This window comes from Zoogloea oleivorans (assembly GCF_008107625.1).
GTDB lineage: Bacteria > Pseudomonadota > Gammaproteobacteria > Burkholderiales > Rhodocyclaceae > Zoogloea > Zoogloea oleivorans.
The window spans coordinates 199,261-217,398 of sequence record NZ_SDKK01000002.1; the positions used below are offsets into that span (position 1 = coordinate 199,261).

The 18,138-nt window shown below is 55.8% G+C and carries 20 protein-coding genes and 2 pseudogenes; 7 read left to right on the top strand and 15 right to left on the bottom strand.

Annotated features, from left to right (window positions below):
- Positions 1–78: 78 nt before the first annotated feature.
- From ETQ85_RS02560 to ETQ85_RS27400, 13 genes are all read right to left on the bottom strand, one after another.
- Positions 79–1,461 (bottom strand): OmpP1/FadL family transporter, encoded by a 1,383-nt coding sequence (locus ETQ85_RS02560; protein ID WP_148577555.1) that lies wholly within the window; start codon positions 1,459–1,461, stop codon positions 79–81.
- A gap of 180 nt (positions 1,462–1,641) precedes the next feature.
- The gene (bphD, locus tag ETQ85_RS02565; RefSeq protein ID WP_076600356.1) at positions 1,642–2,499 is read right to left on the bottom strand and encodes a 2-hydroxy-6-oxo-6-phenylhexa-2,4-dienoate hydrolase; all 858 of its coding nucleotides are present in this window, start codon (positions 2,497–2,499) and stop codon (positions 1,642–1,644) included.
- A gap of 50 nt (positions 2,500–2,549) precedes the next feature.
- The gene (gene dmpG / locus ETQ85_RS02570) at positions 2,550–3,584 is read right to left on the bottom strand and encodes a 4-hydroxy-2-oxovalerate aldolase (RefSeq protein WP_076600357.1); all 1,035 of its coding nucleotides are present in this window, start codon (positions 3,582–3,584) and stop codon (positions 2,550–2,552) included.
- Positions 3,585–3,600: 16 nt separating this feature from the next.
- Positions 3,601–4,548 (bottom strand): acetaldehyde dehydrogenase (acetylating), encoded by a 948-nt coding sequence (locus ETQ85_RS02575; RefSeq protein WP_076600358.1) that lies wholly within the window; start codon positions 4,546–4,548, stop codon positions 3,601–3,603.
- A gap of 194 nt (positions 4,549–4,742) precedes the next feature.
- Positions 4,743–5,525, bottom strand: a complete 783-nt coding sequence (dmpE, locus tag ETQ85_RS02580) for a 2-oxopent-4-enoate hydratase (RefSeq protein ID WP_076600529.1) — start codon at positions 5,523–5,525, stop codon at positions 4,743–4,745.
- Between the two features lie 171 nt (positions 5,526–5,696).
- Positions 5,697–6,632 carry a VOC family protein gene (locus ETQ85_RS02585; protein ID WP_170879032.1) on the bottom strand — a complete coding sequence of 312 codons (936 nt, stop codon included), beginning with the start codon at positions 6,630–6,632 and terminating at the stop codon, positions 5,697–5,699.
- A 26-nt stretch (positions 6,633–6,658) separates the two neighbouring features.
- On the bottom strand, positions 6,659–7,492 hold the full coding sequence (bphB, locus tag ETQ85_RS02590) for a cis-2,3-dihydrobiphenyl-2,3-diol dehydrogenase (RefSeq protein ID WP_076600531.1): 834 nt from the start codon (positions 7,490–7,492) through the stop codon (positions 6,659–6,661).
- A 58-nt stretch (positions 7,493–7,550) separates the two neighbouring features.
- Positions 7,551–8,792, bottom strand: coding sequence for an NAD(P)/FAD-dependent oxidoreductase (locus ETQ85_RS02595; protein ID WP_076600359.1), 1,242 nt, complete (start codon positions 8,790–8,792; stop codon positions 7,551–7,553).
- A complete protein-coding gene (locus ETQ85_RS02600) occupies positions 8,789–9,118 on the bottom strand; it encodes a non-heme iron oxygenase ferredoxin subunit (RefSeq protein ID WP_076600360.1) in 330 nt (109 codons plus the stop codon). The genes ETQ85_RS02595 and ETQ85_RS02600 overlap by 4 nt, the downstream gene beginning before the upstream one ends.
- A 32-nt stretch (positions 9,119–9,150) precedes the next feature.
- On the bottom strand, positions 9,151–9,606 hold the full coding sequence (locus ETQ85_RS02605; protein WP_148577556.1) for a BphX family protein: 456 nt from the start codon (positions 9,604–9,606) through the stop codon (positions 9,151–9,153).
- A gap of 71 nt (positions 9,607–9,677) precedes the next feature.
- Positions 9,678–10,232, bottom strand: a complete 555-nt coding sequence (locus ETQ85_RS02610) for an aromatic-ring-hydroxylating dioxygenase subunit beta (protein WP_076600362.1) — start codon at positions 10,230–10,232, stop codon at positions 9,678–9,680.
- A 106-nt stretch (positions 10,233–10,338) separates the two neighbouring features.
- Entirely contained in the window at positions 10,339–11,715 is a 1,377-nt protein-coding gene (locus ETQ85_RS02615) for an aromatic ring-hydroxylating dioxygenase subunit alpha (protein ID WP_076600363.1), read from the bottom strand.
- Positions 11,716–11,788: 73 nt separating this feature from the next.
- Positions 11,789–12,523, bottom strand: coding sequence for a GntR family transcriptional regulator (locus ETQ85_RS27400; protein WP_084204918.1), 735 nt, complete (start codon positions 12,521–12,523; stop codon positions 11,789–11,791).
- A 304-nt stretch (positions 12,524–12,827) separates the two neighbouring features.
- Here ETQ85_RS27400 and ETQ85_RS26820 point away from each other — a divergent pair.
- The 4 genes and pseudogenes from ETQ85_RS26820 to ETQ85_RS02645 form a co-directional block, all read left to right on the top strand.
- Positions 12,828–13,073 (top strand): annotated as a pseudogene (locus ETQ85_RS26820) (IS66 family transposase); the annotation flags it as partial.
- Positions 13,074–13,194: 121 nt separating this feature from the next.
- Positions 13,195–13,551, top strand: a complete 357-nt coding sequence (locus ETQ85_RS02635; RefSeq protein ID WP_235943322.1) for a hypothetical protein — start codon at positions 13,195–13,197, stop codon at positions 13,549–13,551.
- 146 nt (positions 13,552–13,697) lie between these two features.
- Entirely contained in the window at positions 13,698–14,105 is a 408-nt protein-coding gene (locus tag ETQ85_RS26825; protein WP_235943307.1) for a tyrosine-type recombinase/integrase, read from the top strand.
- A gap of 205 nt (positions 14,106–14,310) precedes the next feature.
- Positions 14,311–14,548, top strand: a pseudogene (locus tag ETQ85_RS02645) (transposase domain-containing protein); the annotation flags it as partial.
- Positions 14,549–14,583: 35 nt separating this feature from the next.
- Here the strand turns inward: ETQ85_RS02645 and ETQ85_RS02650 are convergent.
- Positions 14,584–14,994 carry a winged helix-turn-helix transcriptional regulator gene (locus ETQ85_RS02650; protein WP_076600364.1) on the bottom strand — a complete coding sequence of 137 codons (411 nt, stop codon included), beginning with the start codon at positions 14,992–14,994 and terminating at the stop codon, positions 14,584–14,586.
- Positions 14,995–15,072: 78 nt separating this feature from the next.
- Here ETQ85_RS02650 and ETQ85_RS02655 point away from each other — a divergent pair, with 78 nt between their 5' ends.
- Positions 15,073–15,858: an NAD(P)H-binding protein gene (locus ETQ85_RS02655; RefSeq protein WP_169145348.1), complete on the top strand. Its 786-nt coding sequence runs from the start codon at positions 15,073–15,075 to the stop codon at positions 15,856–15,858.
- A 372-nt stretch (positions 15,859–16,230) separates the two neighbouring features.
- On the opposite strand, the gene ETQ85_RS26830 is transcribed toward ETQ85_RS02655, so the two are convergent.
- The gene (locus ETQ85_RS26830) at positions 16,231–16,413 is read right to left on the bottom strand and encodes a hypothetical protein (RefSeq protein ID WP_050417873.1); all 183 of its coding nucleotides are present in this window, start codon (positions 16,411–16,413) and stop codon (positions 16,231–16,233) included.
- Between the two features lie 302 nt (positions 16,414–16,715).
- On the opposite strand from ETQ85_RS26830, the gene ETQ85_RS02665 reads away from it, so the two are divergent.
- Positions 16,716–17,018 carry a luciferase domain-containing protein gene (locus ETQ85_RS02665; protein ID WP_187394562.1) on the top strand — a complete coding sequence of 101 codons (303 nt, stop codon included), beginning with the start codon at positions 16,716–16,718 and terminating at the stop codon, positions 17,016–17,018.
- 10 nt (positions 17,019–17,028) lie between these two features.
- Positions 17,029–18,120 carry an alkene reductase gene (locus tag ETQ85_RS02670; RefSeq protein WP_246128593.1) on the top strand — a complete coding sequence of 364 codons (1,092 nt, stop codon included), beginning with the start codon at positions 17,029–17,031 and terminating at the stop codon, positions 18,118–18,120.
- Positions 18,121–18,138: the final 18 nt, after the last annotated feature.

Below are 18,138 nucleotides of genomic sequence, written 5' to 3' on the forward strand. Positions count from 1 at the left end.
AATTCACCATAAAATATTAAAACAGGTAGAATCTTGTAATTTTAAGATTTGCACAACCATGACAATTTCAACTTAATATCAAACCCAAAAACGATAAGTGAAGGCAAAAGTGGCACTATCTTGGGCGTGATTTATTTCGATAGGAGCAGACGTGTTTGGCAATGAAGAGTTTTGCATCGTCTTTTTAAATGAATGAGTCCAAGCAAAATCAAAACTACTCATAGGTGTAAGTTGGTAACCAAAGCCAAGAGTCCCGAATCTATTTGGAATGGCAGGGATTACAGCCAATACCGTGTCCGATCTCAAAGCCTGTGTAGTAACACGAGCACCTCCGCGCAATGTCCATTTTCCGGAAGTGTAGGCGACACCCAACGACAATGCAGTCTGGTCCTTATAGTTTTGAGGCAGATCAATATCGATATTTTGACCAGCGTTTGAAACAAAGGAGACATGAATATCTTTTACTGCATGTTTCCAGAATACCCTGGAGATATCCGCCACGACCATCCACTGATCGTCAAAACGATGGCTTATTCCGAAATTCAATTGTGCCGGCGATTGGAAGTCTTTAATACGAATCTTTCCATCTAGCTTGACTTGGCCTACCAAGCCGTCAATTGCGGTAAGGGTAGCACTCCCAGTCATGTCATCAAGATGTGTTTCAAGAACGTACGAAGCACCTAGGATCGTATCCTTGCTGACCTTGTACGTCAGGCCGATTTTCCCTCCCCAGCCCCAGGCGTCGGCGCCACTCGCAATTGGCTCATTCTTGGTGAAGCTCAAATGCGCACCACGCATATCTGGCAACCCTCCAAGCACAGGGATCAAACTTCCCTGCGCACGCCCGGCGCCAATTAGGGAACCCACTTGATCGGCCCCGAGGAGCATATCTAAATTCAGTCCCTGCCACACTGCATCCACGCTTGCGCCAACGGCAAGACTATCAGTCATCTGAAAGCTTGCGGCCATGGGTATATTTAGTGTCAATAAGCGACTTGAATTTTCCAAACCCGTATCCAATCCACCTGTTGCACGTGAAAGAAAGCTATCCTTTCCGTACTCTGTGCCTACTCCGCCACGTGCAAAGGCTCCAATACCGAATGCAAATCGTTCGGCACGATAAGCATATGCCATTTGCGGAGCCGCATAGGGTCCTCGGTTGCTGGAATGCTCTTTGGATTTTGCGGATTCGCCCGTCGCGGTGTTCTTGATTGATAGATCTGTAAAAATGACGTCCATTCCAAGGTGCATTTCCTCCCCAGGCTTGCCAAGGGATAAGGTAGCGGGATTTGTCATCATGCCGGCCGCACCGACGTCAAAGGCTGTAGCGGCCCCACCCAATGCCCCAGAAACTGGACCATGACCGACAAAGCGATAAACATCGCTTGTTGTCGCCAAGGCAGTATAGGATACCCCTGCTAGAGCAACGCCCATTACACTAGATTTAAGATTGAATTGCATACAGCCTCCTCCATTTTTATATGTTAATTAAAGAAATCAACCCCGTTTTTTCTAAGCGGTGGCTTACTTCCTGTTCTGTTTAATTGCTTCTGATTATTGATCTCGAAAATCCGAAATTCTTACTTCTCGTTCGTAACCGGTGGTTACGTAGTAAAGTGGTCAATCGGGCCCCCTTTGGTGTCAATGTTGTAAGAAATCGATCAACAAGCGATTAAACTCTTCAGCATGTTCCCATTGCGCCCAGTGACCGCACCGAGGCAAGACATGCAAGCGCGCATCATGGATGTGCCAAGCCAACTTCAATCCATGGTCAAGAGGTACGAAGCGGTCGTCGCGCCCCCAGATGACAAGCGTTCCTGCCTTGATCTCTCCTAATCTCGATGTAACGTCCCAAGCACTCAATGGCACGCGTTGCGTACTGACAAGAAAATTTCGAAGGTGTACTTGATTATGCTGAATCGCCCGCCAGCGGCCCTCAATCAGTTCATCGGTGATCTGGGTCTGATCAAAAACAAATACCGATAGCATTTGCTTCAAATTTTCAAGCGTAGGCTCGGCATACAGCTTGAAAAGCAATTTGATGCCTTCCATGGGCATCGCGGAAAAAAGACTCGAGCCAAGCCCCCCCGGCCCCATCAGAATGAGCTTACCGATGCGCTCCGGATATTCGATGGCAAAATTCAGTGCGGTGGCCCCCCCCATCGAGTTGCCCACCAGGTGCGCTTTTTCGATGTTTAGGGCATCCATCAAACCCTTGACGGCGCGTGCGTTCACCAGACCTCGCTGTTCGTCCATTACGACGGGGTCAGACTTATTAAATCCTGGTGAGTCCTTCAAAATCACGCGATAACCTGCTTGAACCAGCGGGCCCAGATTGCGGCTATAGTTACTCCATCCACCTGCCCCGGGCCCACCACCGTGCAACATGATGACGGCCTCGCCGTCGCCAGCTTCGTTGAAATGAACCTGGAAGTCTTCAAATCCCTTCTCGTTGATCTTGGCAAACCTGCTGGTTGTAGATTCCGTATATTGATTCATTTGCATCTCTCCCCCTGTTAAATATATAAAAGGCTCAGCGCCAAGTGGCATTATGCGGAGGCAATAGAGCGATCCTTGGCCATGGTGATGGCGGTATCCTCGATCATGTCCTCCTGCCCGCCGACCATACCGCGGCGGCCCAGCTCGACCAGAATGTCGCGGGCCGGCACGCCGTACTTGGCGGATGCCCGCTTGGCAAAGAGCAGGAAGGAGCCATAGACCCCGGCATAACCCAGGGTCAGCGCATCACGGTCGATGCGGATCGGGAAGTCCATCATTGGCACCACGAGGTCTTCGGCAACGTCGGTGATCTTGGCGACATCGACACCGGTTTCGATGCCCATCAGGCTGCACACGGCGATCAGGACTTCCATCGGCGTATTACCGGCACCGGCACCGAGGCCGGCCGCAGCAGCATCGATGCGGTTGGCGCCGACTTCAATGGCGGCGATGGAGTTGGCGACGCCCATGGCCAGGTTGTGGTGGCCGTGGAAGCCGAGTTCGGTTTCCGGCTTGAGGGCAGCGCGCACAGCACCGAGACGTTCCTTGACGCCTTCCGGCAGCAGGTGACCGGCCGAGTCGGTGACGTAGATGCAGTTGGCGCCGTAGCCTTCCATCAATTTGGCCTGCTTGACCAGGCCTTCGGCGCTGTTCATGTGGCTCATCATGAGGAAACCGACGGTGTCCATGCCGAGCTTGCGGGCCATGGTGATGTGCTGCTCTGAGACGTCAGCCTCGGTGCAGTGGGTGGCGACACGGATGGTGTTGACGCCGAGGTCGCGCGCCATCTTCAAGTGGTCGACGGTGCCGATGCCGGGGAGCAGCAGGGCGGAGACCTTGGCGTTCTTCATCTTGGGGATGACGGTGCCGAGGTATTCTTCATCGGTATGGGCCGGGAATCCGTAGTTGACCGATGACCCACCGAGGCCATCGCCGTGGGTGACTTCGATCAGCGGAATGCCAGCGGCATCAAGGCCGGTGGCGATGGACACCATCTGGTCGAGGCTCATCAGGTGGCGCTTGGGATGCATCCCGTCGCGTAGGGTCATGTCGTGGACGGTAACGGTCTTGCCTTTGGCGGTCATGATTATTTTCTCCGTATCAGTTGGAACCGCAACCGGCCAGTTTGGGGGAACCGGTAGCAACCTTGGGTTCGAGGGTGAGGCGACCAGCAATAATTTCTTCGGCGAACATTTCGGCGGTACGGGCACCGGCAGCAGTCATGATGTCGAGGTTACCGGCGTAGGTCGGGAGGAAATCCCCGAGTCCGGTGACTTCCATGTAGACGGACACACGGTTGCCGTCGAATACTGGGCCGTTGACCAGGCGATAGCCCGGCACGTATTTCTGGACTTCCTTGATCATGGCGTGGATGGATTCAGTTATTTTTTCCTGATCGGGCGCGGTTTCGGTCAGGCAATGCACGGTGTCGCGCATGACAAGCGGTGGTTCGGCCGGGTTGATGATGATGATGGCCTTGCCTTTTTTGGCGCCGCCGACCTTTTCGACGGCACCGGCGGTCGTGCGGGTGAATTCGTCGATATTCTTGCGGGTGCCGGGGCCGGCGCTCTTCGAAGAGACAGTGGCGACGATTTCGCCGTAAGCGACCGGCTGGACACGGGAGACGGCAGCGACCATCGGGATGGTGGCTTGTCCGCCGCAGGTGACCATATTGACGTTCATTTCGCGCTTGCCGACGTGCTCGACGAGGTTGACCGGCGGCACGCAGTAGGGGCCGATGGCCGCCGGCGTCAGGTCGATCATCAGGACGCCGAGCTCATTGAGCTTACGACTATTCTCGGCATGGACGTAGGCGCTGGTCGCATCGAAGGCGATCTGGATGCTATCGGCGAGGACATGCGGCAGGAAGCCATCGACGCCGGTGGCACAGGTCTTGAGGCCCATGTCGGCGGCGCGCTTGAGGCCTTCGGATTCGGGGTCGATGCCGATCATCCACACCGGTTCGAGGAAGGGGCTGCGCTTAAGTTTGTACAGAAGATCGGTGCCGATGTTGCCCGGGCCGATCAGGGCGCACTTAATCTTGTTCATTAAAACTCCAATTCATAAAGCATAGATTTGACATGCACATATACACAATTCTTTTGGCGGTGGCGTTATTTGCATGGCACGTCCCCCTGCAAACTTAGCCTATTGGAAATCAGTATTGCTGAGGAATACCGCAACACACGGAGTGGCATAGTGACTTAGTGGCGTCCAATAACCCCACGTCAATGGCTATCCAGTCAGACAAAGGAGACGGAACAACTACCGATACCTCCAATTGCCACACGATAATGGTCGCCTGCATGAATACTAAACATACTCGCAAGCGCCCCAGAAAGAATAATTTCTCCTGCCTTAAGTGGAATTCCCAGGCCACCAAGTGTATTCCCCAACCAAACTACAGCATTGATAGGAGACCCCAACGCCGCCGCCCCTGCTCCTGTCGCCACAATCTCACCATTTTTTTCCAAGACCATGCCACAAGTTGTTAGATCAAGCTTCCTCGGATCGGCCATGGTGTTTCCGAGCACGAATAGGCCGCAGGAAGCGTTGTCTGCTACCGTATCCTGTATCTGGATTTTCCAGTCCCGAATACGCGAATCGACAATTTCAAAGCAAGGCATAACAAAATCGGTAGCCGCAAGGACGTCGGCTGCGCTGATTCCTGGCCCCATCAAGTCGCGCTTTAACACAAAGGCAATTTCGCCTTCAATTTTGGGCTGAATAAGCGATTCAATTGGAATGCGCGCTCCGTCACAGATAGACATTCCATCGAGCAAATACCCAAAATCAGGCTGATAGACCTTGAGCAGATCCATTACAGGCCGACTTGTGATTCCAATTTTCTTTCCAACAATTCTCTCTCCTGCTTTTTGGCGGCAGGAAATCATCCGTAACTGAATTCTGTAAGCGTCATCAACTGAGATACCGGGATAACGGTTGCTCAAAGGCTCGAGCATTCTTTTTGCACATAATGCGTCGTAAAGCTCGTCTCCCAGCTTGGTGACAATATCTTCATCCATCATGCCATTCAATCTCCTATTCGGAACTTTAGTAAATCACCCGTCTGCCGTCATAGACCGATAGCTTTTGTTTAGAAAATCATTCAGCTATCACTTTGTCCTAAAGGCGTTTTCCTATTCCCCCCAAACATCTGAAAATCCACCGTTTGGGAAGAATAGTTTGATCACACGCTATTTTTGTTTCCGGAGCGACTTGTGCCCCCACATGGCTGTGCGACTGTGGCGGGTCATTGTCCAGTTGCAATCGTCAACAGCACGAGCGCCCCAACCAAATTCCATTTCGAATCCTGATGGCGTCCGGGCATAAAATGAAACCATATGGTCGTTTACATGCCGGCCAATAGTGGTGGTCAGGTAGCTATTGGGCTTTTCTTCAGCAACTCCAAGATTGGAATCGGTAGTTTGGTAATCAAAACCGTCCAAACGATCACATGCATGCCCAACGTCATCCAGCGTGGCGGCTTGGAGCATGAAATGGTGGATGCGCTTAGGCATGGGGGCTTCAGCGATTGCCATGGTATGGTGACGTCCATTGCAATGCAGAAAGTGGCCACGTACCGTCATATCCGGACCTAAAGGAATATCGATTACGTCCGACAATTTAAAGCCAAGCACGTCAACGTAAAATGACAAACCCTTGACAACATCTGGAACGGCATAAAAATAGTGCCCCAACCCTTGGTCTCCCGTTTGAAAGCCTGTTACGCCGGTTGGCGAAACAAAGGGTTTTTCGTAGGAATCCCCCGCGCCATAGAAGATTTCTATTTGCATGCCGAACGGGTCTTTGAAGGCAATCAGATCAAGCACATCGCGCTTTTTCGCGAGATCGCCAACATCGCTTATGATTTTTACTCCAGCTTCCTGAAGTCGGACACGCATTTTTTCTAGAGCACTAGGATTAGCAACTTCAAATCCTGCAAATGCCAGATCATCCAAGTCGCCTTGTTCTACGCCAATACGCCAGCTTCTCGAATCCATTCGAAAACGGGCCTGTTCATCTGTTGAGCATGGCGTTTCCATCAAACCGGCCAGCTTGGTGAGATACCGCCGCCATTCCGGAACATCGTTTACGGAAAACCCCATATAACCCAATGCCTTGATCTCCATCCTATTTCTCCTTGGTTAGTTATGAATCACTTCTGTAGTTTCAGTTTCTCTTCAAGATCTTTGCCACCAACTGCAGAGAAGAGGCCGCGAACGCCCATCCCACCGTCGTAGTTGAGAACAGCGCCGGTGGCTGGAGCTGCATCTCCGTGGTTGGCAAAAAATACATACGCTCCGGTGTACTCCCTCACATCGGGCATTCGACCAATTGGGAGGACGGATTCAAGTAATTCGCCAAGCGGAATACTCGAAATGGAACGATCCCCCATGCCCAACGATTGCGGGCCGCGTAAATCCGTTGCCATGCCTCCAGGCGCTACACCATTGACGCGGACATAGGGGGCCAGTTCAAAAGCAAGCTCTTTTACAACACCAATCAGTGCATGCTTCGATGCGGTATATAGCGGGCCGCCGCCATTGGGATAAAAGCCAGCATTTGAAATCGTGAATATCACCCCCCCCCGACTCGAAACGAGATAAGGAAGAGCAGCCTTCACCGCGAGGAGACCGGATTTGACATTGATTTGAAAGATTTCGTCGAAAGACTCATCGATCCTTTCGTCTGGGATATCCACCAACGGGGTGTTGTAATCCCAGATTCCAACATTGGGAATCAGAGTATTGATCTTTCCAAAGGAATCCACGCACCGCTGGACTGCGGTTTTATTGTCAGCCAGCAAGCGGGCATCACCCGCGACTCCGATCACCCGCCCTGGATGCATCGACTCTAGTTCTTGGATGCCTTTCTCGGATCTGTCGAGCACCCCTACCTTTGCACCTTCTGTAACGAAGCGTTCGACGAGCGCACGACCAAGCCCAGATGCACCGCCTGTAATAAAGACAACCTGATCTTTCAGATTCATTTTGCTATCCCCAAATTGAAGCGCGACATACATTCCATATTTTGTCCGTAGTCATCATCTAGGCGGTTACGGTTCGCGCCGCATTCCCCTTGAGTAGTTCGCGGATGCTGATATCCGTATCAGCGAGGTGGTCAGGCACTATCTCTATTTCGGACATCACTAAACGGCTTACGCCACCGAAGTCCTTGGTCGAATTAATCGCCACCGCAGCCAGCGCCTTGCCGTCCAAAACCCGGAACAGCACGGTTTGCTGATTGGGTTCGAACTCGCCGCGCTGCACATATTCACCGGGTCCCTGCATATCCCCAATCATCTGGATGCGGTGCCCTGCGATCTCGGTCCACGATGTAGCGACTTGGGGCACCGGATTGTATTCGCCTAGCATCGCGGCTACCGCCGCTTCCGCCTGTTGCTGCGAGTTGATATAGGTCTCTAGCGCGCGGCGGCCCCCGTGCCTTAGGGGCCACACAGCTACGTCGCCAGCGGCGTAAATATCGGGCGATGATGTTTGTCCGCACGCATCGACAACTACGCCTTGATTGCAGGCGACGCCAGCTGCATTCAACAGGGTATCTTCCGGATCGCCGCCAATGCTGACCAATACGAGTTCGGCTTCCACCTCTCTGCCATCAGCAAACACCAGCGAACGCACACTGCGCTCACCGCTAAGATGCGAAATATGCGCATTCAATTCGATGCGAACGCCCATTGCCTCGAGTTGCTCGCGGCACCACGCGCCAATTTGCCGGCCTAGAACGCGCGTCAGTAACTCATCGGCGCATTCCAGGATCGTGACTTCAAGTCCCGCTTTGCGCGCGGAGGTCGCCACTTCGCAGCCGATCAGACCGCCACCGATAATTACGAGCGATTTCGCCGCCGTGAAGGCCTGGCGTAACGCGGCGCAATCCGCGAAGTTGCGAAGGCTGAACACGCCTTCCAGATTGCCGCCAGGAATAGACAGCTTGCGCGGTCGCATTCCGGTGGCGAACAAAAGCCGGTCGAAGTCCAGGCTCAAACCTGAGTGCAGGGTTACAAGGCGCTCCTTGGCGTTGATCGCAAATACGGGGTCGCCCAGATGCAGTTCAATCCCTTCGCTCTCAAACCACGCGGCCTCCATCAGCAGAGGCGGTATCTCCTGCGCCCCCCCTAGAACCCCTTTTGACAATGATGGGCGATCATAGGGCAGCTGGGATTCATTGCCGATCAGATGAATCCGCCCGGCATATCCCCTTGCACGAAGGGCGCGCGCAGCCGTTGTCCCGGCGAGTCCCGCGCCAACAATGACGATACTCTTGATCATTGGGCAATATCTCCGGCGCTAAAATCAATGTAAACAGCATTTCCTTCTACATGTATCGGAAAGACTTTCAGCGGTTCAGTCGGTGGATATGCCTTGACTTTTCCTGTCCGAACGCAGAATTTCCCGCAGTGCAGCGAACACTCAACGACATCCCCGTCCAAGTACCCTCCTTCGGACAGAGACCAATCGCCGTGAGTGCAACGATCTTGTGTTGCAAATAGTTCTCCGTCTACATTGAAGATCGCCACATCGAATTCTTCGCCAGAAACTTTGAGCGCTTCGCCGACAGGGATATCACTAACCTCACAAACTTTCTCAAAACCCATAATTCCTTACCTCGTAGATTGGACTTAACTTTTCAATCCGCTAAATTTCTTTCTGCATCAACAGCACGGGGTTGACTCAAGCGGTCGCCTACCTGGCGCCAGAGGCTGATTCCCCATATGATCCACACCAAATGAATAGCAAGTGTAGTAAGCCCAAACCACAGGGTCTCGCTACTTAAGACCATGCTATAGACATCCCACATTGCGTCGAAAATCTCGATGAACACAACGACAGGAATAATGCCTGCATAGCGAATGGGTTCGCGCAGGGCCCAAAGAGCGAGCACCCCCACAGCGCCAAGCTGCATCCCGACCACGAGCCACGCATCCTGAAGTAGCATCATGAGTTCCCCTTGAAAGCCATTTCCGACAGAGGGGTACATCAGCATCAGGACGGCAGCACTACGGGCAGGAAGCAGTCCCAAAAAATTTAGTAAATAAAAAATGCCGATTGCAGCCAGGAACCAGCGGATTGCTTTATCGTTCATTGCTTCCTCCTGAACGACAGGATTCACACCCCCGGTGCGAACCCTGTCGTCGGTTCTCCGATACCCCAGCCTTAGAAGAACATGCTCAGATTGTTGGCCGTGATCGTGCCTTGATCGAGCAATACTGTGCGCTTGTCGATCTTGAAACCCAGACCATCATTTGCCCGTAGGAGAATATCGCGACGCTCCCCGACGTAAATGTCAGTCATTCGTTCAAGACGATTGCGATAGCACAAGAAGGCGGAACTCACTTCGAGCTTCTCAGCTGACACTTCGCGCACAATCACATTAGTGATCATGTGACGGGATCGGGAAGGGGGGTCTTCGGTCCAGTTAAGGCCTGACAACCTGCCACGGATACGGGCAGTCAATCGACTGTGGTCTTCGTCGAAGTGGGCGTTACATCCCGGACCGTAGTACTCCAGGTTCGAATTTTTTGTGGTCTGAGTGGTCCGAATTGGAACCCAATAATGGATGTCCTCAGTGAGCAGGGTTAACCATTCTTGATATTTACGATGATCAAGAAGTTGCGCTTCCCGATAGTAAAACTGTTCGACTGCGTTTTGGAGCTCAAGACTCACAGGCTTTTCGAGATAATTAAACGGTTGTGTCAATTCTATGGACATGGAACGTCTCCATCATTTCGTTTGGATCGAAGTATCAGCAAGACTGGCCTGACAAGTTGATCTGTTTGGTTAGTGCGGAACGAATAGCAATGTGGCCGGTAGTAAATTACGGCTTGAGGGTTTCCCAACTCGGCTCGGACATCATGCGGCTCCAATGGTGATAAAAGCCGCGCGCAGCCTCCTCGCCGTAGACGTAGCTAGTCTTCCCTGGGAAATCTGGATTGTTTGCATTTGGTTTACCGACACCCATTGATGCACAGAAGGGTTGGCTGCGGGCCACATGCCCCCGCAAAACACGCTGCACTTCAACCCAATTTTCACCATCGTCCTGCTCGAAAGTTCCACCCTGGTTGAAGGTCAAGATATTCATTCGGCGATATTCATCCTTGATTTCCTCGGGGGCATCAGCATCGACTACGATGAACGACCAGACTTCGAGTTCGTTCGGTCCACGTGGATGCCAAGTACGAACAGTATTGATGCCCGGCAGGAATGAACAGGTCGGGAAGATGGTCATGTGCTGAGCAACCATGCGGTTCGCAGGCAGTTTGTTACCGAGCCGCGCCTGTGCACGTTCAGCGGCCGGACCCTTTGTCCAATAGTCCACAACTTTAGGCCCCATAATTGCGTACAGCAGGGAGAAGTCGTCATTGAACCACCCCGTTCCATGACCACCCCACGCTGCACGGAATTGGTTCCCAGTGACAGGCAGCTTTACGTCGGATAGGTCTTGATCGGGACGTAGGCTGGAAACGACACCGGCCACATGCGACATAGTGCACGCGTGATACATGTCGCTACAAAACTGCTCGGCTGCGAATTTCCAATTGCATGGAATAACGGTCCGCTGCATCCCGGTAATCACTTCAGTCCCAGCCTCGGTACGGTCCAGCATCACATCCATATATGGCGTGGCGTCACTGAGATAGTCCATCAAGGCCGGCGCCTTTGCATCCCAATTGGCGAATACCAAACCCTTGTAGGTATCTACCCGCGCCTGCAGCGGACCCCAGTCGGCTTTTTCGAAACCACAGTCCCCTTCTTTCTTGTCACAGAAGGCTTCCTTTTCAAACGGAACATTGACAAGATTGCCTGCAATGTCGTACGCCCAGCCGTGATAGGTGCAAGTAAAGGACTTTGCATTACCATAAGTTGAGCGCTCAATGACCATCCCACGGTGACGGCACTGATTCAGAAATACCTTGATGGAGCGATCCTTTTGCCGAACCACGATCACCGGGTCTTCACCCATATACGTCGTTATATAGTCACCCGGATTTGGAATATGTCCTTCGTGGCACACAAGCAGCCACGAACGAGCAAAAATTCGTTCCAGTTCCAGCTCATACAGATCCTGATCACTATAGATACGGGGATCAAGCAGTCCTTGCTCTTGATCGACGAGGCCACGAATCTCCTCGGGAGTCCACTTTCGAGAAAGCCTAATCGTGGCTTGTGAAACTTCGTTAATTGACGAACTCATATTTGTCTCCTCAATTGCCCTTGGTGAAGAGCTGTTAAACGCACCTATAAATTAAACTTGCGGCGTAGGTGCTTCACCGCAGCAATGCAAACTGCCGAACTACACTGACTGACGACTCAATGTGCTGACGCAGCAGAAGGGAACATTGTTCTGCGTCACGCGCAAGCGCGCTTTGAAAAATGAGCTCGTGCTCCGCGTGGACATTTCTCTCGGGCAAAGTGTGGGTCGACGTAAGGCGCCGGTAACGCTCGAGGTGAATATTCAGAACAGCCAAGAATCTGTAGGTCCAATCGGACGAACAGGCGCTAATAAGTGAACGGTGGAAATTGCGATTCGCTATCTCCCATCGGTCAAACTCGTCGTCCGGATTACGCATTACGTGCTCATCGGACCGAGTGAGTTCGCTATATGCGGCAACCAAATTGCTCTCCCATTCAGAGCCACCGCACTTCACACTTTCGCGAACAGATTCACACTCAAGCGCTATGCGGGTTCGAGTGAGGCCCTCCAAGTCTTGCAACGACATTGGCGCCACGAAAAAGCCTCGCTGTGTCTTGGCATGCACCAAGCCGTCAGAAACCAGGAGGCTCAGGGCTTCACGCACTGTCCCGCCACTTACATCGAAACGCCGCTGAAGGTCATCAATCAGCAGTCTCGATCCTGCCGACAAGACTCCTTGCACAATTTCGCATCGAAGCCTATGCATAACTGACTCAATCAGACTGCGCGGCTTTCCTTTAGGCGACGCAACATCGGCCGCAAAAAGGTCAATGCCAATTGCCTCTTTACCCAACGCTGGCTGATTCATCGCTCTTCTCACCTATATCTTTTCTGAAAATTGAACTTCGAAATCGCCTAGAGACAGCACATCGCACTTGTGGCGGCGCTGCTGCTCGACTGGCGACGGACTTGTCACGAATTTCGATTAACGATAATCGATTTTTTGGATGTTTGCACGCTGCAGTGCAGCATTGCAAGAGCGCCACTAAGTGCTCTGGTACGAACGACTGGCCCAAGCGACGATCTTGCGGGAAGACGAACCCTGCTCAGGGGCGTACATTTGGAAGCACGCTCTGCTCAACTGACACGCCGGCCCCGCCTTTCAAGTGCGTCGAACTGCAAGGCCTAGAATCGGGCAACAAGGCATCGGGTTGCTCGAGCCGATCTACACCGCGCAGTTCGACTCGATTCGCGCCTCGTGCGTCAAGGCGATGGACGAGACGCCGATCAAGGCACGGCGTGCCGGGCCGGGGAAGTTGAAAGCGGCGTACCTCTAGCCGGTCTACGGGGAACTCGACGAAATCTGTTTCCCGTTCTTCGTGAGTCGCAGGATCGAGCACGTCGAACAGGCGCTCGGCCTTCCGTCAAAGAGATCGCCGATCTTCTGCGCCACCAAAGCCTCGACACGGCCAACACCTACGCCCGCGTCGATCTGGAAGGGTTGTGGACCGTGGCCCTGCTGTGGCCCGGGAGTCTGCCATGAACGCCCTGGTTTCATGGATGACTCGGGTCGAGACGTATCTGGCGTATCGGCGTCGTCACGGATTCAAGCTCAGCATCGATGCCACGCAGCTTCAATCGTTTGCCCGCTTTGCTGACGAAGCCGGCACGGCAGATCACCTGACGGTGGCGCTGGCCATCGCATGGGCCCGCTCCTCGCGGCGGCGGAATCCGCTCATGTGGGCGAGTCGTATCGAGGTTCTGCGTGGCTTCGCACGTTTCTGCCTGCGCGACGATCCGGCGACGGAGATGCCGCCGCAGGGGCTCTTCGGCCCGGCGCACCGGCGCCTCGTCCCGCACATCTACACGCACAGCAGGTCCTGGCGATACCCATGAAACGCTTCGAGCGGCCCCTGCTCGAGTATCTCTCCCGCGATGAGGTTCAAGGCGTTCTCGCCGCCCCCGACACGAGCACCTGATGTGGTCACCGTGATCGGGTCATGTTCGCGTTGCTCTACAACACCGGCGCGCGAGTTTCCGAAATGATCGGCATCCGGGTGGCCGATGTCACGCTCGCCACGACGTCCTCGGTGCGCTTGCAGGGCAAGGGGCGCAAGCAACGAACCGTGCCGCTGTGGAAGGAGACGGCGGCCGAAATCGGTCACTGGTTGAAGTATGCAGACTTGCGTGCAGACCAGCCCCTGGTCCCCAACCGCAGCGGGCGACCGATGACTCGCACGAATGTGGCCGACCGACTTGCCCTCGCGATCACGGCCGCGACGACGCAGTGTCCGCGGCTGGCGGGGCGCAGAATATCGCCCCATTCCTGGAGGCACGCGACGGCCATGCATCTGTGCAGGCCGGTGTCGACATCACGGTCATCGCCTTGTGGCTGGGTCACGAGAGCCCGGTCACGACCCATGGCTATGTCGAGGCTGATCTGGCAATGAAGGAACGTGCCCTCGCGACCCTCGCGCCCCCGGAGACCAAACGCAAACGCTATCGCCCAAGCGACGCCGTCCTCAAATTCCTCGAAAGCCTCTGAATTATGCAAACCTGTGCATGCGGACCACCGTACAGGAGAACGCTCGCGACGGCGTAGCTTGCCTAATAGTTGACCGAGGATAACGGCGCTTATCGAAATATTTCGATAAGCGCCGGAACTGGCTGTTCTGCTGGACCGAACTCGGCGCCAGGCAGGTCGGCATCATGCAGATGCCTGATCGTCACTTGCCGCCTGCACGAAATCGATTCGTATGACTATCTGGTCGATGTCCTGCAGCGAGTTGGTCAGCATCCGGCCAGTCAGGTCCACGAACTGACGCCACGCATGTGGAAGCAACTCTTCGCTAGCAATCCTCTCCGATCGCCTTTGCAAAATCCACAGGCGTAGGCAAGTACGCCGGGCAGTTACCGGTTACGCTTGGCCTACCTGACTGACGCTTGCGTCGGCACTTGCGCCTGAAATCTGGCACGTGCGACGGCGATCGCCGGCTGGTGGTGCTCCGCCCAAGCGATGAGTGCGGTGAGCGGGGGCATAAGCGAGGTACCGAGCGCCGTGAGTCCGTAACGCACCGCTGGCGGCGTGGTGGAGGTCACCTCGCGCCAGACGAGCCCGTCGCGTTCGAGATGACGCAAGGTTTCGGCGAGCATTCGACGGGAGATGTCGGGTACGGCGCGGAGGAGTTCATTGAAGCGCATGGAGTTGTTGGCAAGGGTGATCAAAATCAAGACCGACCACTTGTCCCCCAGCCGATCAAGCACATCACGCACCGGGCAACTTTCGCCGTGGGTGGGCAAAGGCAGTGGAGTGGTTCCCTTATGATTACCTTGCGACATACGCGTGCCTTCTTGTGCAGTTTGACGACAGTTCCTAGAATGCACCAAGTTCTTTATTGTAACCTGAAAGGTAATGCTATGCCCCATTTTCGCGACGCACGGATTTTCATCACCGGCGCTTCGGGCAAGTTTGCCACTCAGGTGCTGCGGGCGCTCAACGCCCAAGGCGCCCGGTACGTGACCGCAGGGAGCCGGTTCCCGGTGCGGATCAGCGGGCTCGCCGAGTCAAAAATCAGGGTGGATTTCGACGACCCAGTCAGCCTGGACGAAGCCTTCGAGGGTATCGATCGATTGCTGATCGTTGCCACCGATGCTTTGGGTGAACCTGGCAAGCTCGCCCGCCAGCAGAAGGCGGCGATCGAGGCGGCCGCCAAGGCTGGCGTCGGGCATATCCTCTACACCTCGATGACCAACCCTGGACCTGAAAGTCTGATCCCCTTCGCGCCGGACCATCGCAGCAGTGAGGAGGCGGTCATCGCCACCGGCATCCCTTACACCATTCTGCGTAACAACTGGTATTTCGACAACCTGCTGTTCACGATGCCCTCGGTGCTTGCGTCGGGGCGCTGGTACACCGCTGCCGGCGATGGGACAGTGGGCTATGTGACGCGCCTCGACTGCGCGGCAGCGGCCACAGGCGCCCTGCTCACAGAGGACCAGTCATCGATCCAGGACATCACCGGCCCTGTGGCCTTGACCGTTGACGCGCTGGCAACCGCGACCAGCAAGCAACTGGGCAAGCCCATCGAGGTGGTCAAGGTCTCCGACGACGCGCTCGCGGCCGGGATGCGCGACGCAGGGGTCCCCACCCATTCGTTGAGCTCATGGTCGCCTTTGATGCCAACGTGCGCGCAGGGCACATGAACGTGGTCACCGATGCGGTGACATACTTCGCTGGCCGTGAACCGCAACGCCTGGGCGACTGGCTGGCGGTGAACCGCACGGCCCTGACAAGCTGAGCCCATGCGCCGCCAGCCCACGCGCTACCTCCCTCACTGCGGCGGGCCCCGTTTTTTCATGGGCTGGATCCACCCGACACTTACGAACTCACCTGGCCGGCGCCGGGTGCGCCATGGCTGGCCGAGCGAGCGGGCTGCTCGAGGCCGCAGCCATCGCCACCGCCTTCGACGGACAGGGCTTCGACCACGGGGTGTTCGTGCCACTGAAGATCGCCCCTCCCAAAGCAAGCTTTCCATGCGCGCAGACGTCGCTCAAAGCCGGCCTCGGCCTCGACGCTCACTTGACCGCAGGCGCGGCGCTCGCCCCGTTGCGCGAGGAAGGGGTGCTGATCATCGGCTCGGACAACAGCTTCCACAACATGCAGGAGATGATAGCGGGTATGCACGGGCGCAGCCGGGTGCGAGCCGTGAATTCGATGCCTGGCTGGAGGCGGTCGCCGCCGACACGCGTGAGGAACATCTGTTACCCCTGCATGTGGTGGCTGGCGCCGCCGCTGGCGAGCCACGCCGCAAGATGCTGGAAGATCACGTCATGGGCACCGTGGAGAGTGCCTTTGAATATGGAGGTATGGAGGCAGGCCATGAGCTTCGAATTTCCGCCACGCCCGGGCGAACGTCCGCGGACCACGCCTTGTGCACCGCACACCCAGATCAGCCAGAACAGCGCTCCGGAGGTGCACCGGACCTTCAAGGTACACGCATCGAGTTGCCTTCGTGCGCAGCGAGCCATCGAGAATCTCGGTCCCCGGGGCCGAGGCTCTGGTGCTATCCCATGAGCGCGCATGTGGTCCGCCCCAAGCCTTCATGGTCGGTCGCGAGTTCGCCCGTGTGCATCCGGCTGATGACGGTTCGATGCACCTGATTCTGCCCCTGGAGTTGGTCAGCAAAGGCTGGGGCGAGCCACATCCCATGGCCGAGGCGGGCTACATCCCGGCCAATGCCGTGATGGCCTACGCGCCCCGGGACATCGCCGAGATCGACATCCTGCTGGGCATCCTGCGCACCTCCTGGGACTTTGCCTGCGGCCATATAAATCTACCTTCAACCATCGTCATCCATGAATGAGGAGAAAGCAGTGACTCAAAACAACCGTGATTTGTACTCACCGGCCACCGTCGCCGGCCACCGGCTACAGAACCGCATCGTCATGGCGCCGATGACGCGCAACCGCGCCATCGAGAATCTGCCCAACGCGCTGATGGCCGAGTATTATGCGCAGCGCGCCTTGGCCGGGCTGATCATCACCGAAGGCACCAGCCCCTCGCCCGAAGGCCTGGGTTATCCGCGCATTCCAGGGCTGTTCTCAGAGGCCCAGGTGGCCGGCTGGAAGGGCGTCACCGGCGCGGTTCACAGCCGCGGCGCCAAGATCTTCGTCCAGTTCATGCACACCGGACGTATTGGCCATCCGCACAATCTGCCGCAGGGCGCGCAGGTACTGGCTCCCTCGGCCATCGCCGCCGCCGGCGAGATCTACACCGACCGCGCCGGCATGCAGCCGCACCCGGCGCCCCGGGCGATGAGCCTCGACGACATCGCCCGCACCCGGCAGGATTTCGTCAAGGCGGCCCAAAACGCCATTGCTGCCGGTTTCGACGGGGTCGAGCTGCACGGCGCCAACGGCTACCTGCTGGAGCAGTTCATCCGCCCCACCAGCAACCAGCGCAGCGACGACTACGGCGGCCCGATCGAAAACCGCGCCCGTTTCGTGCTGGAAGTGGCCAGGGCCACGGCCGAGGCCATCGGCGCCTCCAGGGTGGGCATTCGCCTCTCGCCCTACGGCGTGTTCAACGACATGCCGCCTTACGCGGAAATGGAGGCCGACTACACCTACCTGGCCGAGCAATTGGGCAAGCTGGGGCTGGCGTATCTACACATCGTGGATCATTCTGCCATGGGCGCGCCTGCAGTGCCGGAGCAGATCAAGCAGGCCATGCGCGCGGCCTTCGGCGGCCCCGTCATCCTGGTCGGCGCTTATGACGCGCAGCGCGCCCAGGACGATCTGAACGCCGGCCGCGCGGATCTGATCGCGGTCGGGTGTGATTTTCTCGCCAACCCGGACCTGCCCGCCCGCTGGCAACAGGGGTTGGCGCTCAACGCGCCGGACTTCGACACTTTCTACACTCCCGGCGAGAAAGGCTACACGGACTACCCTACCCGCGCCGCTTAGCCGGCCACCTCGCACGCC

Coding starts and splice junctions, on each gene's coding strand:
- ETQ85_RS02610 (WP_076600362.1), bottom strand. CDS start 10,232: ATGTCCATAGAATTGACACAACCGTTTAATTATCTCGAAAAGCCTGTG.
- bphB (WP_076600531.1), bottom strand. CDS start 7,492: ATGAATCTGAAAGATCAGGTTGTCTTTATTACAGGCGGTGCATCTGGG.
- ETQ85_RS02560 (WP_148577555.1), bottom strand. CDS start 1,461: ATGCAATTCAATCTTAAATCTAGTGTAATGGGCGTTGCTCTAGCAGGG.
- ETQ85_RS27400 (WP_084204918.1), bottom strand. CDS start 12,523: ATGAATCAGCCAGCGTTGGGTAAAGAGGCAATTGGCATTGACCTTTTT.
- ETQ85_RS02650 (WP_076600364.1), bottom strand. CDS start 14,994: ATGTCGCAAGGTAATCATAAGGGAACCACTCCACTGCCTTTGCCCACC.
- ETQ85_RS02595 (WP_076600359.1), bottom strand. CDS start 8,792: ATGATCAAGAGTATCGTCATTGTTGGCGCGGGACTCGCCGGGACAACG.
- ETQ85_RS02600 (WP_076600360.1), bottom strand. CDS start 9,118: ATGGGTTTTGAGAAAGTTTGTGAGGTTAGTGATATCCCTGTCGGCGAA.
- ETQ85_RS02585 (WP_170879032.1), bottom strand. CDS start 6,632: ATGGAGATCAAGGCATTGGGTTATATGGGGTTTTCCGTAAACGATGTT.
- ETQ85_RS02635 (WP_235943322.1), top strand. CDS start 13,195: ATGAACGCCCTGGTTTCATGGATGACTCGGGTCGAGACGTATCTGGCG.
- bphD (WP_076600356.1), bottom strand. CDS start 2,499: ATGAATCAATATACGGAATCTACAACCAGCAGGTTTGCCAAGATCAAC.
- dmpE (WP_076600529.1), bottom strand. CDS start 5,525: ATGGATGAAGATATTGTCACCAAGCTGGGAGACGAGCTTTACGACGCA.
- ETQ85_RS26830 (WP_050417873.1), bottom strand. CDS start 16,413: ATGTTCCTCACGCGTGTCGGCGGCGACCGCCTCCAGCCAGGCATCGAA.
- ETQ85_RS26825 (WP_235943307.1), top strand. CDS start 13,698: ATGATCGGCATCCGGGTGGCCGATGTCACGCTCGCCACGACGTCCTCG.
- ETQ85_RS02575 (WP_076600358.1), bottom strand. CDS start 4,548: ATGAACAAGATTAAGTGCGCCCTGATCGGCCCGGGCAACATCGGCACC.
- dmpG (WP_076600357.1), bottom strand. CDS start 3,584: ATGACCGCCAAAGGCAAGACCGTTACCGTCCACGACATGACCCTACGC.
- ETQ85_RS02655 (WP_169145348.1), top strand. CDS start 15,073: ATGCCCCATTTTCGCGACGCACGGATTTTCATCACCGGCGCTTCGGGC.
- ETQ85_RS02605 (WP_148577556.1), bottom strand. CDS start 9,606: ATGAACGATAAAGCAATCCGCTGGTTCCTGGCTGCAATCGGCATTTTT.
- ETQ85_RS02615 (WP_076600363.1), bottom strand. CDS start 11,715: ATGAGTTCGTCAATTAACGAAGTTTCACAAGCCACGATTAGGCTTTCT.